This is a genomic window from Rhodococcus sp. NPDC054953 (assembly GCF_053609225.1).
In genome coordinates, this window is sequence record NZ_JBSGXD010000020.1 from 63,635 (window position 1) to 82,187 (window position 18,553).

Genomic DNA, 18,553 nt, shown 5'->3' on the forward strand with positions numbered 1-18,553 from the left:
AAGGCGGAGTTCGGTCCGCTCCCCGCGCCGCAGGTGAGTTTCAACTACCTCGGTCGTGGGGGTGCGACGCCGACGGACCTCGATCCGTCCATCGGCTGGCTGCCCGACGGCGCATCCGGCAGCCTCGGCGGCGTCCGGGACGACCGGATGCTCGCCGCCGCGGTCCTCGACATCAACGCGGCCGCCGGGAACGGGCCGGCCGGGCTGGAGCTCAACGCCACCTGGTCGTACGCATCGGAGATTCTCGATGCCGACACGGTCCGTGAGATCGCCGACCTCTGGTCCGAGGCGCTCGCCGGTCTCGCCGCCTATGCGGAACGTCCGGGGGCCGGTGGGTTGACCCCGTCCGACCTGCCGTTGGTGCCGCTGAACCAGGCGGGCATCGACACCATCGAGGGGGCCTACCCGCAGCTCTCCGATGTCTGGTCGCTGTCCCCGCTCCAGGAGGGTCTGCTCTTCCACGCCGAGTTGGCCGGTCAGACGGCCGACGCCTACATGGTCCAGATGGTGATCGACCTCGCCGGGGTGGTCGACGTCGAGCGACTGCGCGCCGCCGCCGTGGCGCTGGTGCATCGGCACCCGGTGCTGCGGACCGCATTCACCGGCCAGGCGGGCACACCGGTGCAGGTGCTGCTGTCCGAGGTGGACGTCCCCTGGACCTACACCGACCTCCGGTCCGGCGCGAGCGCGGACGAGGCCGCCCGGTTCGAGCAGTTGCTGGCCGCCGACCGCGCCGAGCCGTTCGACATGGCGCACCCGCCGCTGATCCGCTTCTGCCTGGTGCGTGTGGATGAGTCGTCCTACCGGCTCGTCGTCACCAACCACCACATCATTCTCGACGGGTGGTCGATGCCGCTGCTCGTCCAGGACCTCATGGTGCTGTACGTGCTGCGCGGGCAGACCGAGGGTCTGCCGCGCGTCCGCTCCTACCGGGACTTCCTCGAATGGCTGTCCGCGCAGGATCGGCAGCAGTCGATCGCGGCGTGGACGCAGGCCCTCGCCGGCGTCGACGAACCGACCCAGCTCAAGCCGGTCACCGGCCTGGGCGAGGACACGATCGACTGGTCCGAGGTCATCGTCGCCGCCGACGAGAACCTGACCGGACGGTTGATGTCGAACGGCCGGGCCAGCGGCGTCACGCTGAACACGATGGTGCAGGCCGCGTGGGCGATCGTGCTCGCGTCGGCAACCTCCCGGGACGACGTGGTGTTCGGCGCGACGGTGTCGGGTCGGCCCCCGCAGCTCGGCGACATCGAGAAGATGGTCGGCCTGTTCATCAACACGCTGCCGGTCCGCGTCGCGCTGGATGCGAACGAATCGCTCGCCGCGTTCCTCGATCGACTGCAGCGTGAGCAGTCCCGGCTCCTCGACCACCACTATGTCGGGCTGTCCGAGATCCAGGCCCACGTCGGTCGCGGCGCGTCGTTCGACACGCTCACCGTCTTCGAGTCGTTCCCCGTCGACAAGGAGGCGATGGCCAACGCCTCGTCCCTCGACGGCATGCAGGTCGTGGGCTTCGAGGGCATCGACGCCACCCACTACCCGCTCACGCTCATCGCGATGGCGGACAACCAGCTGCACCTGAAGGTCAAGTACCTCACCAACCTCTTCCCCGAGGTCGAGGTGCGGACCCTGCTCGATCGGATGCTGCGGGTGCTCACCGCGTTCGTGGAGACCCCCGAGCTTCGGGTCGCCGCGGTGGACGTGCTCGACGAGCCTGAGCGCGCTCGGGTGCTCACCGAATGGGTCGAGCCGGGTGTCGCGGTGCCCGCGGGCACCCTCGCCGACGCGTTCGCGGTGCAGGCCGGTTTGTTTGCGGATCGGGTCGCTGTTGTCGCGGACGGGGGTCGGCTCACGTATGGCGAGCTGGCGGAGCGGGTCAACCGTCTGGCTCGGGTGCTGATCGCCGAGGGTGTCGGTCCGGAGTCGATGGTGGCGGTGGCGATGCCGCGGACCACGGATCTGGTGGTGGCGCTGCTCGCGGTGGTGACCGCGGGCGGCGGGTACGTGCCGGTGGACGTCACGTATCCGCAGGACCGTCTCGCATACATGCTGGCCGACGCAAAGCCCGTCGTCCTGCTGTCGACCGCGGCCGACGTGGAATCGTTGCCGGACAACGATGTTCCGCAGCTGCTGCTCGATTCGCCGGAGCTGGCGGCGCGGCTGGCCGCGGTGTCCGCGGCGTCGGTCACCGACGCCGACCGCGCGGCAGCGCTGTCGCCGCAGCACCCCGCCTACGTGATCTACACGTCCGGGTCCACCGGCCGCCCCAAGGGTGTCGTGGTGCCGCACGTGGACGTGCTGACCCTGATGGCGAACACGCAGCTCAAGTTCGGGTTCGACGAGACCGACGTGTGGACGATGTTCCACAGCTACGCCTTCGACTTCTCGGTGTGGGAGCTGTGGGGTCCGCTGCTGTTCGGTGGCGAACTCGTGATCGTCGACTACCTGACGTCGCGGTCGCCGGAGGAGTTCCTCGACCTGCTGCGGCGTGAGCGGGTGACGGTGCTGAACCAGACGCCGTCCGCGTTCTACCAGCTCGCGGAGGCCGACCGAACCTCCGTCGATGTCTCAGGGGACAGCTCTGTCTCCGATCTGGCGTTGCGGTACGTGATCTTCGGCGGCGAGGCCCTCGACCTCGGCCAGCTGGAACGCTGGTACGAGCGGCACGACGACGGGGCGAGCGAAGCGACGGGGGATGTCGCTGCCGGTCCGCGTCTGGTGAACATGTACGGCATCACCGAGACGACGGTGCACGTGTCGTTCCTGTCTTTGGACCGGGCGTTCGCCGCGGAGTCCAAGGCCTCCGTCATCGGCCGCGGCCTGCCCGGCATGGGTGTGTACGTCCTCGATACCCGTCTGCAGCCGGCGCCGGTCGGCGTGGTCGGTGAGATGTATGTGCACGGTGGGCAGTTGGCTCGCGGGTACCTGGGGCGGCCGGATCTGACGTCGGATCGGTTCGTGGCCAACCCCTTCGGAGCAGCCGGCGAGCGCATGTATCGCTCGGGTGACCTGGCGCGCTGGAATGCCGACGGTCAGCTGGAGTACCTGGGGCGCAGCGACTTCCAGGTGCAGCTGCGTGGCTTCCGGATCGAGCTCGGCGAGATCGAGTCGGCGCTGCTGCGCTTCGAGGGTGTCGCCGCGTCGGCGGTGCTGGTGCGCTCGGATGAGCACACCGGTGACCGGCTGGTCGGGTACGTGGTGCCCGAGGCGGGTGCCACCGTCGACACCGACGCGGCGCTCGCCTTCATCGGCGAATTCCTTGCCGCGTACATGGTGCCGTCCGCGCTGATGGTCCTCGACGAGTTCCCGCTCACCGCGAACGGCAAGCTGGACCGCCGGGCCCTGCCCGCGCCGGACTTCCTCGCGGCGGCAACCGAATACGTCGCCCCGCGGGACGCCGTCGAGGAGGCGATCGCCGCGGTCTACGCCGAGGTGCTCGGCGCCGACCGGGTCGGCATCCACGACTCCTTCTTCGACCTCGGCGGCAACTCGCTGGTCGCGACCCGCGTCGTCGCCCGCGTCAACGCGGCCCTCGACGCCCGCATTGGTGTGCGGGACCTGTTCGAGGCACCCACCGTCGCCGAGTTGGCGCAGCGGTTCGAGCACGCCGGTGCGGCCGGTGCGGCGCGCCCCGCCCTGACCGCGGCGCCGCGACCGGAGCTGGTGCCGCTGTCGCTGGCGCAGCAGCGGATGTGGTTCCTGAGCCGGTTCGACCCGGACTCCGCGGCCTACAACATTCCGATGGCGATCCGGCTGTCCGGTGACCTCGACACCGCGGCCCTCGCGGCGGCGGTCGCGGACGTCCTGGCCCGGCACGAGTCACTGCGGACCGTGTTCCCCGACTCCGTCGACGGCCCGCGCCAGGTGGTCCTCCCTGCCGCCGACGTCGAGTTCGACCTGACGCCGACCCCGGTTGGCCAGGACGAGCTGCTGCCGACCGTCGCTGGCCTGCTGTCCACCGGTTTCGACGTCACCGCGGCCCCGCCGGTGCGGGCCCGTCTGCTGACCGTGACCGAGACCGAACACGTCCTGGTGATGGTGGTGCACCACATCAGTGCCGACGGCATGTCGATGGCGCCGCTCGCCCGCGACGTCATGATCGCCTACACCGCGCGGGCGAACGGGGAAGCACCGCAGTGGCTTCCGCTGCCGGTTCAGTACGCCGACTTCGCGATCTGGCAGCGCGCCCTGCTCGGCGACGAGGCCGATCCGCAGTCCCTCGCCGCCGGACAGATCGACTACTGGACCACCACGCTCGCTGGCCTGCCGGACGCGCTGGACCTGCCCACCGACCGGCCCCGCCCGGCGGAGCAGTCGATGCGCGGCGGCCGGCACCTGTTCGCGATCGGCGAGGACACCCGACAGTCCGTGCACCGGCTCGCCGCCGCGCACGGGGCGACCCCGTTCATGGTGCTGCATGCCGCGCTCGCGGTGCTGCTCGCGCGGCTGACCCGCGAGTCCGACATCGCGATCGGCACCCCGATCGGCGGCCGCGGCGATGCGGCCCTCGACGACCTGGTCGGCATGTTCGTGAACACGATCGTGCTGCGCACCCAGATCGACGGCGACGAGACCTTCGCGGACCTGCTCGGCCGGGTCCGGCACTCGGACCTCGGTGCGTTCGGCAACACCGACATTCCGTTCGAGCGTCTTGTCGACGTACTCAACCCGGTTCGGTCGACGGCTCATTCGCCGCTGTTCCAGGTGTCGCTGTCGCTGCAGAACCAGCAGCGGGCCGAGTTCGAACTGCCCGGCCTGACCGTCAGCGCCCTCGACCCGGGCACCGAGGTCACCCAGTTCGATCTGGGGCTGACCCTCGGCGATGCGGTCACCGACACCGGCGACCCGGACGGCATGTACGCGTACTTCACCTACGCGGCCGACCTGTTCGACGAGGCCACGGTCGCGAGGTTCGCGCAGTGGTACACCCGCGTGTTGAGCACCCTGACCACCGAGCCGGGGACCGCCGTCGGCGACGTCTCGATGATGGAATCGGCCGAAGCGGACCGGGTGTCCGCGTTGGCGCGGGCCGCCGCGGCCGCGCGCCCGGCCGAGTCGCTCCCCGCCGCCGTCCTTCGCCGCATCGGCGAGCATCCGGGCGTCCCCGCCGTCGTGGCAGGCGACTCGGTGCTCACCTACGCCGAACTCGGTGCCCGTGCCGCCGCCCTCGCGTCCGACCTGGTCGACAACGGCGTCGGTGCCGATGACGTGGTCGCGCTCGCGCTGCCGCGCTCGACGGACTGGGTGATCGGCATGGTTGCCGCCTGGTCGGTTGGCGCGGCCTACGTGCCCGTCGATCCGGCGTGGCCGCTCGACCGGGTTGCTGGCCTGCTGACCGATATCGGTGCGGCGGCCGTGGTCGCCGCTGACGACTGGGCACCCGGCCTGTCGCTCGACCGTCCGGTCCTGACACCGGCATCGCGCGCTACCGCCACCCCGGCTCCGTTGTCGGATCCCTGGCGGGGCGCCGAGGCCGGTGCCCGCGTCGGCTACGTGATCTCGACGTCCGGGTCGACCGGACGCCCGAAGCCGACCGTGGTGCCGATGGCGGGCATCGAGAACACGGTCCGCTGGTACGCCGACGAGCTCGCACTGACGGTGGGCGAGGGAGTCCTGATCGCGTCGGCACCGACCTTCGACCTCACCCAGAAGAACGTGTGGGCGACGCTCGCCTCGGCGGGCACCGTTCACCTGGTGTCGGATCGCTTCGACCCGCAGGAGATCCTCGCGGCGGTGGCGTCCGGTGCGCGTGTCGCGAACATGTCGCCGTCCGCATTTGAGGCGGTCGTGGATGCCGACGTCAACGGGGTGCTGTCGTCGCTGCGGGTCGTGTTCCTCGGCGGTGAGGCGCTGCGCCCCGCCCCGTTCGCCGCGCTCACCGCGGCGGGTGTGCGGATCGTCAACAGCTACGGCCCGACCGAGGCGTCCGACGTCGTGTCGTACCGCGCGGTGTCGGCGTCCGACGGCGTGACCACGCCGATCGGCACGCCGATCCCGGGCATCGAGCTCCGTGTCCTCGACGACCGACTGCGGCCGGTCCCGATGGGGATCACGGGTGAGCTCTACGTGGCGGGCGTCGGTGTTGGTCGCGGCTACGGCGCCATGCTCGGCCAGACCGCGGCGAGTTTCGTCGCGAACCCGTTCTCGGACGGTGGTTCTCGGATGTACCGCACCGGCGACCTGGTGCGGTATAACGCGGCCGGGGAACTCGTCTACGTCGGCCGCTCCGACTTCCAGGTCAAGCTGCGCGGCCAGCGGATCGAGCTCGGCGAGATCGAGGCGGCGCTGCTGGCGCATCCGGCGGTCGAACAGACCGTCGTCGTGCTGCACAGCGACCCGCACACCGGCGACCAGCTGGTGGCGTACATGGTCGGCGCGGCAGCGGCCGCCGAGCTGAAGGCGTTCCTCGCGGAGCGGCTGCCGAGTTACATGGTCCCGGCCGCCTTCGTCGCCCTCGACGAGATGCCGCTCAACGCGAGCGGCAAGCTGGACCGCCGCGCCCTGCCCGCTCCGCACATCGAGGTGGATCAGGCCGCGTACGTCGCGCCCCGCGGGCCCGTCGAGGAGATCGTCGCCGCGGTGTTCGCGGAGGTCGTCGGCCTCGACCGGGTCGGCGCCACCGACAGCTTCTTCGAGCTCGGCGGCAACTCGCTGGTCGCGACCCGGGTGATCGCCCGCGTCAACGCCGCCCTCGGCAGCAGCCTCGCGGTGCGGGCCCTGTTCGACGCGCCGACCGTCGCCGGTCTCGCGCAGCAGGTCGAACGCGCGGGCACCGGACGCACCCGGCCTGCCCTCGCGCCGCGGCCGCGCCCGGAGCGCATCCCGCTCTCGCTCGCGCAGCAGCGGATGTGGTTCCTCAACCGGTTCGACACCGACTCCGCCGCGTACAACATCCCGTTGGCGGTCCGGCTGTCCGGCGAGCTCGACACGGCGGCGATGGCCGCCGCGGTCCGCGACGTCGTCGCCCGGCACGAGTCGATCCGCACCGTGTTCCCGGACTCCGCGGACGGCCCGCACCAGGTGATCCTCGCCGTCGACGAGGTGCTCGGCGACCTGACCCCGGTCGACGTCACCGCCGACGAGATCGCCGCCGCGGTCAGCGCATTCGCGCTCACCCCGTTCGACGTGACCGCGCAGCCGCCGGTCCGGGTCGCCCTGTACCGGGTGGCCGCCGACGAGCACATCCTCGCGTTCGTGGTGCACCACATCTCCGGTGACGGCTCGTCGACGGCGCCGCTGGCCCGCGACATCATGGTCGCCTACCTGGCCCGCACCGCGGGCGAGGCGCCCGGCTGGGCGCCGCTCGAGGTGCAGTACGCCGACTACACCCTGTGGCAGCGCGACCTCCTCGGAGCCGAGGACGATCCGGCCTCCCTCGCCGCCGAGCAGGTCGGCTACTGGACCGGCGTCCTCGCCGACCTGCCCGAGGTGCTGGCCCTGCCGACCGACCGGCCCCGCCCGGCCGACCGCACCCAGCAGGGCGCGCGCGTCGAGTTCCCGATCGCCGCCGCCACCCACGAGCGGCTGCGGGCGATCGCCACCGCGGGCGGCGCGACGCTGTTCATGGTCGTGCACTCCGCGCTCGCGGTGCTGCTGGCCCGGCTGTCCGGGACCTCCGACATCGCGGTCGGTACCCCGATCGCCGGCCGCGGCGAACGCGCCCTCGACGACCTCGTCGGCATGTTCGTCAACACCCTGGTGCTGCGCACCGAGGTGGACGCCGCGCAGGACTTCACCGCCCTGCTCGAGCAGGCCCGCGAGGTCGACCTCGGCGCGTTCGGGCACGCCGACCTGCCGTTCGAGCGGCTCGTCGACGTCCTCGACCCGGCCCGCTCCACCTCCCACTCGCCGCTGTTCCAGGTGGTGCTGTCCACCGACGACGTCGGCGAGGAGCGGTTCGAGCTGCCCGGCCTGACCGTCAGCGGCGTCGCCGACGACACCCACGTCGAGAAGTTCGACCTGGAACTGTCGTACGCGGAGCGGCTCGACGCGCAGGGCCGCGCCGAGGGCATGTCCCTCACGTTCGGCTACGCCACCGACATCTTCGACGCAGCGACGGTGGAGCGGTTCGCGGCCCGGATGACCCGGATCCTCGACGCGATCGCCGCCGACCCGGCGGCGCCGATCGGGGACATCGAGATCCTCGACGACGCCGAGACCGCGGCCCTGGCCCCGGTCCGCGGCGGCGCCGGTGCCGCGCCCCGCACCCTGCCGGAGCTGCTTGCGGCGGCCGCCGCGCTCGACCCGGCCGCCACCGCCCTGGTCTCCGGCGAGGTCGCGGTGAGCTACCGGGACCTCGACGAGCGGTCCACCCGGCTCGCCCGGATCCTCGTCGACCGCGGGGTCGGGCCGGAGAGCTTCGTCGCCCTCGGCCTGCCCCGGTCCGTCGAGTCGGTCACCGCGATGTGGGCGGTGACCAAGTCCGGTGCCGCCTTCCTGCCGGTCGACCCGGAGTACCCGGCCGACCGGATCGCGCACATGCTCGGCGACTCCGGCGCCCCGATCGGCATCACCGTGCGCGCGCACCGCGACGCGTTCGGTGACTCCATCGACTGGCTCGTCCTCGACGACGCGGACCTCACCGCCGGCTGGGACCGCGCCTCGTCCGCGCCGATCACCGACGCGGACCGGACCGCGCCGCTGCACCCCACGCACCCGGCGTACCTGATCTACACCTCCGGGTCGACGGGTCTGCCGAAGGGCGTCGCCGTCACCCACACCGGACTCGACAATTTCGCGGCCGAGATGCGGGACCGGTGCGCGGTCACGCCGTCGTCGCGGGTGGCGCACGTGATCACCCCGAGCTTCGACGCGTCGGTGCTCGAGTACCTGATGGTGTTCGGCTCGGCTGCCACGTTCGTGATCGCGCCGCCGACCGTGTTCGGTGGTGCCGAACTCGCGCAGCTGCTGCGGGACGAGCAGGTCACCCACATGTTCATCACCCCGGCGGCCCTCGCCTCGGTGGACGAGCAGGGCCTCGACCGGCTCGAGTGGGTCGGTGTCGGCGGCGACGCCTGCCCGCCCGAACTGGCCGACCGCTGGGCACCCGGCCGGGTGATGTTCAACATGTACGGCCCCACCGAGGCCACGATCTGCGTGACCATTGACGGTCCGCTGGCCGCGGGCGAGCCGATCACGATCGGCGGACCCAACCGGGGCGTTGCCGCCCTCGTCCTCGACGGCAGGCTGCGTCCGGTGCCCGCCGGTGTCCCCGGCGAGCTGTACGTCGCCGGGGCCGCGCTGGCCCGCGGCTACCACGCGCGGGCCGGGCAGACGTCGGACCGCTTCGTGGCCAACCCGTTCGGGGAGCCCGGCGACCGGATGTACCGGACCGGTGACGTGGTGCGCTGGGTCGGGCAGCCGTCCGACCCGAAGCTGGAGTACCTGGGCCGCTCCGACCACCAGGTCAAGATCCGCGGCTACCGCATCGAACTCGGCGAGATCAACGCGGCACTCGTCTCGCACCGGGGCATCGACTTCGCGCACACCGTCGGTCACGTCGGCGAGTCCGGCGACACCCACCTGGTGTCGTACGTGCTCGCCGCGGCCAACACCGCGGTGCGCGCCGAGGACCTCACCGCGCACGCGGGCGCGACGCTGCCCGCGTACATGGTGCCGTCGGCGATCGTGGTGCTCGACGCGCTGCCGCTGACCCCGGCGGGCAAGCTCGACACCCGCGCGCTGCCCGCACCCGAGATCGTCACCGTCACCGGCGGATACGTGCCGCCGCGGACCGCGACCGAGGAGATCGTCGCGGGGGTGTTCGCCGAGGTGCTCGGCGTCGCCCGCGTCGGGTCCACGGACAGCTTCTTCGACCTCGGCGGCAACTCGTTGTCGGCGACGCGGGTCACCGCCCGGGTCGGTGCGGTCCTCGGTGCCACCCTCGGTGTCCGGCAGGTGTTCGACGCGCCCACCGTCGCTGCCCTCGCCGCGCACGTGGATTCGGTGCGCGCGCAGGGCATCTCGCGTCCCGCGCTGGTGCCCGCGACGCGACCGCAGCGGATTCCGCTGTCGCTCGCGCAGCGGCGGATGTGGTTCCTCAACCAGTTCGACACCGACTCCGCCGCCTACAACATTCCGCTGGCGGTGCGGCTGTCCGGCGACCTCGACGTCGACGCGCTCGCCGTTGCCGTCGCCGACGTCGTCGAGCGGCACGAGACGCTGCGGACCGTGTACCCGGCGGTCGGCAGGGAACCGCACCAGGTGGTGCTGCCCGCCGACGAGGTGATGCCGGTGCTGGCGCCGCGCCCGGTCGCCGAGGCGGACCTGCTCGCGGCGGTCGTGGGCTTCGCGTCCGGCGGGTTCGACGTCACCGTCGCGCCGCCGCTGCGGATCGCGCTGTTCGAGACCTCGCCGACCGAGCGGGTGCTGGTCGTTGTCGTCCACCACATCGCCGGTGACGGCTCGTCGATGGCGCCGCTGGCCCGCGACGTGATGGTCGCGTACGGGTCGCGCACCGCGGGACTCGAGCCGCAGTGGACCGAACTACCGGTGCAGTACGCCGACTTCGCGATCTGGCAGCGGGAGGTTCTCGGCGACGAGGCCGACCGGCAGTCGCTCGCGGCCCGGCAGCTCGCCTACTGGCGGGAGGCGCTCGCCGACCTGCCGACGCAGCTGGAACTGCCCACCGACCGGCCGCGGCCGCCGGTGCAGTCCCTCGCCGGCGACACCGTCGAGTTCACCATCGACGCCGACACCCACCGGGCGCTCGTCGATGTGGCCCGCGCGGGCGGCGCCAGCGTGTTCATGGTCATGCACGCCGCACTGTCCGTGCTGCTTGCCGGCCTGTCCGGGAGCACCGACATCGCGGTCGGTACCCCGTCCGCGGGCCGCGGCGACGCCGCCCTCGACGACCTGGTCGGCATGTTCGTCGGCACCCTGGTGCTGCGGGCGCAGGTCGACCCGGACATCACCTTCACCGAGCTGCTCGCCGCGGTCCGGGAGAGCGACCTCGGGGCGTTCGGCAACACCGACATCCCGTTCGAGCGGCTCGTCGAGGTGCTCGACCCGGAGCGGTCGACGTCGCACTCGCCGCTCTTCCAGGTGATGCTCACGTTCCAGAACCTGGAGCAGGCGACGTTCGAGCTGCCCGGCCTCACCGTCGGCGCGGTCGACGCGGGCCCCGAGCCGGCGAAGTTCGACCTGACCCTCGGGCTGCAGGAGACCTACCGCGAGGACGGGGCGCCGGCGGACATCGCGGCGTCGCTGAGCTACGCCACCGACCTGTTCGACGCGTCCACCGTCCGCGGCTTCGCGGACCGGTTCCTGCGGGTGCTCGCGCAGGTGTCGGCGGACCCGACGACCCGTCTCGGCGCCGTGGACCTGCTCGGCGCCGACGAGCGCGCGACGATCGCCGGGTTCGGCCGCGGCGCCGACCCCGCGGTCGGCGCGGACACCCTGCTCGGCCTCGTCGCCGCGCGGGTGACCGCCGCACCGGACGCGGTGGCCGTCGTCGACGCCGCCGGGGCGGTGACCTACCGCGACCTGGACGGTCGCGCGAATGCGCTTGCGGCGCAGCTGGCCTCGGCCGGTGCGGGTCGGGACGGCGTCGTCGCGCTCGCCCTCGGCCGGTCCGTCGACTGGGTTGTCGGCATGCTCGCGGCGTGGAAGGTCGGCGCGGCGTACGCGCCGGTCGACCCGGCGCACCCGGTGGACCGGATCGCGGCCCTGCTCACCGACACCGGCGCCCGCGCCCTGGTATCGACGCCGGCGTGGATCGCGGCGACCGGCCTCGGCGGCACCCTCGCCGACGCCGCGGTGATCGCGGTGGACGCGTCGTCGGACGCCGGCACGGTGCCCGCCGACCCGTGGACCGAGCCGGGTGCCGATGCGCGCCTGGGCTACGTGATCTCCACCTCCGGTTCCACCGGCAGGCCGAAGCCGACGCTGGTGCCGATGGCGGGCATCGCGAACACCGTCGACTGGTACCGGCGGGAGCTGGACCTGGCCGCCGGGGACGGCGTGCTGATCGCGTCGTCGCCGAGCTTCGACCTGACGCAGAAGAACGTGTGGGCCGCGCTCACCTCCGGTGCCACCGTGCACCTGGCGGGGGAGACGTTCGACCCGGAGGCCATCCTCGGGATCGTCGCCGCGAACCCCGTTGCGGTGGCGAACATGTCGCCGACCGCGTTCGAGGCGATCGTCGACGCCGACGCCGACGGCGCGCTGGCCCGGCTGCGGATGCTGTTCCTCGGCGGTGAGGCCGTGCGGCTCACGCCGCTGCGGTCGCTGATCGACGGCGGGCTGCGGGTGTTCAACAGCTACGGCCCGACCGAGGCGTCGGACGTCGTGTCGTTCCACGAGGTCTCGCGCGAGGAGCGCGGCGCCGTCCCGATCGGTGCCCCGATCCCGGGCGTGCAGCTGCACGTCCTGGACGACCGGCTGCGGCCCACCCCGATCGGTGTCGCCGGTGAGCTGTACGTCGGCGGCATCGCCGTCGGCCGCGGCTACGGCGCGATGGTCGGGCAGACCGCGGACCGGTTCGTCGCGAACCCGTTCGGGGACACCGGAACCCGGATGTACCGGACCGGCGACCTCGCCCGTTGGACCGCAGCCGGTGAGCTGGACTACCTCGGCCGCACCGACTTCCAGGTGAAGCTGCGTGGCCTGCGGATCGAGCTCGGCGAGATCGAGGCCGTGCTGCACGAGCAGGACACGGTCGCGCAGGCCGCGGTCCTGGTGCGCGAGGACACCCCAGGGCAGCAGCTGCTGGTCGGCTACGTGGTGCCCGCGCCGGGCGTCGCGGTCGACGAGGCCGCGCTGATCGCCGCGCTCGGGCGTCGACTGCCCGAGTACATGGTGCCGGCGGTGTTTGTCACCCTCGACGAGTTCCCGCTCAACCGCAGCGGCAAGCTGGACCGCAGCGCGCTGCCCGCACCGGATCTCGCGTCCCGTGTCGGCGAGTCCCGGGCGCCGCGGACCGACACCGAGCGGGTGCTGTGCGAGCTGTTCGCGCAGCTGCTCGGCCTCGACTCGGTCGGTGTCGACGACTCGTTCTTCGCGCTCGGCGGCGACAGCATCCTGTCCATCCAGCTGGTCGCGCGGGCCAAGGCGGCGGGCATCGTCCTGACCCCGAAGCTGGTGTTCGAGCACCGGACCGTCGCCGCGCTGGCCGCGGCCGCGTCCAGCGTCGCGCTGGAGGTGCTCGAGGAGCTGCCCGGCGGCGGCATCGGCGAGATCCCGCTGTCCCCGATCGGGCAGTGGATGATCGAGCACGGCCGCAGCTACGACCGCTTCTCGCAGGCCGAGATCCTGACCCTGCCGCGGGACCTGGTCGTCGCCGACCTGGTCGGCGCCGTGCAGGCCGTGATCGACCACCACGACCTGCTCCGCGGCAGGCTCACCGTCACCGACGGCGTCCCCGCGTTCGAGGTCGTCGAATTCGGGGCGATCGACGCGGGCGACCTCGTCCACACCGTCGCCTACTCGGGTGACTTCGTGGACACCGCCGCCGTCGAACTCGACGCCGCCGCGGACCGGCTCGACCCGGCGGACGCCGTGATGCTGCAGGCCGTCTGGTTCGTGCCCGACGCCGAGGACGCGCCCGGCCAGCTGATGCTGGTCGTGCACCACCTCGCCGTCGACGGCGTGTCCTGGCCGATCATCAGCGGCGACCTCGTCACCGCGTGGGGTCAGCTCTCGCACGGCCAGGCCGTCGACCTCGCCCCGGTCGGGACGTCGGTGCGGCGCTGGGCGCACGGCCTCGTCGACGAGGCCCGCTCCGAGCGTCGCGTCGCCGAACTCGACCTGTGGCGCGGCATCCTCGACGGCCCCGACCCGGACCTCGGGTCCCGGCCGGTCGACCCGGAACGGGACGTCGTCGGCACCGTGGCGGACCTGCACGTCGAGGTTCCCGCCGCGATCGCCGAGACCGTGCTCACCGTGCTGCCCGGCAAGTTCCACGGCACCGCCAACGACGGGCTGCTCACCGCACTCGCGCTGGCGCTCGTCGCGTGGCGCGCCGAGCGGGGCATCGACGAGCCGACCGCGCTGGTCAACCTCGAGGGCCACGGCCGCGAGGAGCAGGTGCTGCCCGGCGCGGACCTGTCCCGCACCGTCGGCTGGTTCACCACCCAGGTCCCGGTCCGCCTCGACCTGTCCGGGCTGGACCTGACCGCCGCCTTCGCGGGCGGGGGCGACCTCGGTGCCGCGGTGAAGACCGTCAAGGAGCAGCTGCTCGCGGTCCCCGACCACGGCATCGGCTACGGACTGCTCAGCAGGCTCAACCCGGACACCGCCGAGGCCCTCCGCGGGTTCGCGCCGCCGCAGATCGGGTTCAACTACCTCGGTCGGCGCGGCGCCGCGACCGACGAGCCGCAGCCCGCGCCGACCGGCGGGGCGCAGCCGGTCAACCTGGCGGGCACCAGGAACGCGGACATGGCTCTGCCCGCGGTCGTTGACATCAACGCGATCGCGGTGAACTCCACCGAGGGCGCGAAGCTGGTCGCCACCTGGTCGTACGCGACCGGGCTGCTCGGCCGCGACGAGGTGCAGCGGTTCGCCGACCTGTGGGTGGCCGCGCTGACCGCGCTCGCCAGCTACGCCGACCGTCCCGACGCGGGCGGCCGCACCCCGTCCGACTTCGACCTGGTCACCGTCGACCAGCGGCAGATCGACCGCTGGGAGGCGCAGTACCCGGAGCTGTCCGACGTGTGGTCCCTCTCGCCGCTGCAGGAGGGGCTGCTGTACCAGTCGCAGCTGGCGTCCGGCGACACGGACTTCTACCAGGTCCAGATGATGCTGACGCTGACCGGCACCGTCGACGCCGACCGGATGCGGGCCGCCGGGCAGGCCCTGCTCGACCGGTACCCGAACCTGCGGGTGGCGTTCAGCTACGAGAGCGGGGTCGGCGCGCAGATCGTGCAGCGGACCGTCACCCTGCCGTGGCGGACCGTCGACCTGACGTCGGTGCCGGTCGCCGACCGGGACGCGGCGCTGACCGCGCTGCTGGACGCGGACCGGGAGGAGGGCTTCGACCTGCTGTCGGCGCCGCTGATCCGGTTCACCCTGGTCACCCTCGCCGACGGCGAGTACCGGCTGATGCTGCTCAACCATCACGCCCTGCTCGACGGCTGGTCCACGCCGTTGCTGCTGCGGGAACTGCTGACCCTGTACGCCACCCACGGCGACGTCACGCACCTGCCGCAGCCCCGCCGGTACCGGGACTTCCTGTCCTGGCTGTCCCGGCAGGACCGTGGACATTCGCTGCAGGCGTGGCGGACCGCGTTCGAGGGCAGCGACGAGCCGACGATCGTGATCGGTGATGCGGGCGACGAGCTCGGCGACTCGCACGAGCTGGCCGCGCACCTCGACGGTGACGTGTCCGACGCGTTGGTGGCGCTGGGCCGTGAGCACGGGTTCACGATGAACACCGTCGTGCAGGCGGCGTGGGCGCTGGTCGTCGCCACCCTGACCGGGCGTGACGACATCACGTTCGGTGCCACCGTCTCCGGCCGCCCGCCGCAGATCGACGGCATCGAAGAGATGATCGGCCTGTTCATCAACACGCTGCCGGTGCGGGTGCGGCTCGACTCGGCCGAGACGATCACCGACCTGCTGACCCGGGTGCAGGGCGAGCAGGCCGACCTGCTCGATCACCACTACGTCGGGATGCCGGAGATCCAGGCGGCCGCGGGCCAGGGCACCGTGTTCGACACCCTCGCGGTGTTCGAGTCGTACCCGGTCGAGGCCGGGACCGGCGGCGGCGACATCGACGGCATGACCGTCGCGGGCATGACCGGCAGCGACTCGGTGCACTACCCGCTCGCGCTGGTCGCCGAGTTCAGTGGCACGCTCGCGCTGCGGCTGAAGTTCCTCGACGGCGTCGTCGACCAGGACCGGGCTGGCGAGATCCTCGGGTTCGTCACCCGCGCGGTCGAGGCGTTCGCGCGGACCCCGCACGCCGCGCTGGGGGCGACCAGCCTGCTCGACCCGGCGCAGCGCGCCGAACTGGTGCCCGCCCGCGGCCCGCAGGCGCCCGGCGTCCGCGGCCTGCCGGACCTGCTCGCCGCGGCCGTCGCGGTGGATCCGGCGGGGCTCGCCCTGATCGAGGGTGACGAGTGCCTGACCTACCGGGAGCTCGACGAGCGGTCCAACCGGTTGGCCAGGAAGCTGCTCGCCGCCGGTGCCAGCACCGAGAGCGTCGTCGCGATCGCGGTGTCCCGGTCCATCGAATCGGTGACCGCGATCTGGGCGGCGGCGAAGACGGGTGCGGCGTTCCTGCCGATCGACCCGAGCTACCCGCCGGACCGGATCGAGCACATGCTCACCGACTCCGGTGCCGTGCTCGGGGTGACCCTCGCCGCGCACCGGGACGGCCCGCGCGCCGGGGTGCCGTGGATCGTCCTCGACGACCCGGCCGTCGCCGCGGAACTCGCGGAGCTGCCGTCGGCGGCCATCACCGACGCTGACCGCACCCACCCGGTGCGGCCCGGGTCGGCGGCCTACATGATCTACACCTCCGGCTCCACCGGCCTGCCGAAGGGCGTTGTGGTCACCCACCGGGACCTGTTCACCACCGCGGAAGAGGCGCGCGCGCACTTCCGGATTGCGGCGGGTGACCGGGTGCTGCACGTGATCTCGCCGAGCTTCGACGCGTCCGTCCTCGAATACCTGATGACGTTCGGGGCGGCCGCGACGATGGTCATCGCGCCCGCGACCGTGTTCGGCGGCGCGGACCTGGCGGACCTGATGCGCAAGCAGCACGTCACGCACACCTTCATGACGCCCGGCTCGCTGGCGTCCGTCGACCCCGACGGGCTCGACGAACTGCGGGTCGTCGCGGTCGGTGGCGAGGCGTGCCCCGCGGATCTCGTCGCCCGGTGGGCGCCGGGCCGCCGGTTCGTCAACGCGTACGGGCCGACGGAGACCACCATCTGGGTCACCGCGACCGGCGCGCTGCGGCCGGGCGAACACGTCACCATCGGTGGCCTGCTCGCCGGGGTTGGCGCGGTGATCCTGGATCGGCGGCTGCGGCCGGTGCCCGCGGGCGTCCCCGGCGAGCTGTACGTGTTCGGGCAGTCGCTGGCCCGCGGCTATCACCGCCGCACCGGGCTGACCGCCGAGCGGTTCGTCGCGAACCCGTTCGGGGAGCCCGGCGAGCGGATGTACCGCACCGGCGACGTCGCGCAGTGGATCCGGGACGCGGACGGGGAGTGGATCATCGACTACCTCGGCCGCTCCGACTTCCAGGTGAAGGTCCGCGGCTTCCGGATCGAGCTCGGCGAGATCGAGTCGGCGCTGGCCGCGCATCCGAGCGTCGAATTCGCGCACGTGATCGGCGTTCCCGGACCGGGCGGCGCGACCGCGCTCGCCGCGTACGTGCTGCCCGCACCGGGCGGCGTGGTCGACCCGGCGACGCTGGCCTTGTTCGTCGGGGAGACCCTGCCCGCGTACATGGTTCCGGCGGCGATCGTCCCGATCGACGAGATCCCGCTGACCGGGGCCGGCAAGATCGACCGCCGCGCCCTGCCCGAGCCGCAGTTCGCGGAGCGGGCGCCGTACGTGGCACCGGAAACCCCGGTCGAACAGATCGTCGTCGACGCATTCGAGGAGGTCCTCGGCGCCGACGGCATCGGCATCGACGACGGGTTCTTCGACCTCGGTGGCCACTCGCTGCTCGCGACCCGGCTGGTCGCGCTGATCGGCGACCGCACCGAGGTGCGGGTGCCGCTGCAGTGGATGTTCACCGACCCGACACCGCGGCGGATCGCCGCCCGCGTCGACGCCGCCCACCGCGGCGTCAGCGAGGGCGAGGCCGCGCTGCAGGTGATGCTGCCGCTGCGCAGCGCGGGCACCCAGCCGCCGCTGTTCTGCGTGCACCCGTTCGTCGGCCTGTCCTGGTCGTACGGCGGGCTCGCGCAGCACCTGTCCGCGGACCGCCCGGTGTACGGCATCCAGTCGCCCGCGCTGTCCGGCGGCGCGCTGCCGGACACGATCGAGGAGATCGCGGCGCTGTACATCGAGCAGATCCGGGAGGTGCAGCCGGAGGGCCCGTACCACCTGCTCGGCTGGTCGTTCGGTGGTGTCGTCGCGCACGCGATGGCCGTGCAGCTGCGGGCGGCGGGGGAGCGGGTGGAGTCGGTCGTCATGCTCGACAGCTTCCGCGACCTGGTCGAGGTCGGGTCCGTCGCGGCAGCCGACAACATGGGCGAGGTGGTTGCCGGGCTCGGGTTCGGCATCGACCTCGGCCCCGACCTGGCGTCGCTGACCTCGGAACGGCTGCTGGAGCTGCTTGCGGCGGTTCCCGGCTTCCCGACGTCGCTGTCGGTGGCGGATCTCGAGCGGATCCTCGCCAGCGCTGGCCGAACCGGGGACCTCGTCGAGGCGTACCGGCCGCAGCGCTACGACGGTCGGGTCGATTTCTTCGCCGCCCGCCGCGGCGAGCTCGGCCACCTGGACGGCGCCGCGCAGTGGGCCGACGTGGTCGGGTCGGTGGTCACGCACGATGTGGACTCGGACCACAACGGGATGACGACGCCGAAGGCACTGGCCCAGATCGGTCCGGTGCTGGACGGGATCCTGCGCGCGGGGCAGTGACCCCCGGATGAGT

Annotated in this window: 1 protein-coding gene (only partly in view); it reads left to right on the forward strand. The window is 72.6% G+C overall.

Annotated elements, in window-relative coordinates; all coding sequences use genetic code 11:
- On the forward strand, positions 1-18,540 hold the 3' end of the coding sequence (locus ACWF62_RS14625; protein ID WP_452630469.1) for a non-ribosomal peptide synthase/polyketide synthase. The gene continues 24,882 nt to the left of window position 1, outside the view; the window shows 18,540 of its 43,422 coding nt (coding positions 24,883-43,422); the start codon falls outside the window, past its left edge; the stop codon is at positions 18,538-18,540.
- Positions 18,541-18,553: the final 13 nt, after the last annotated feature.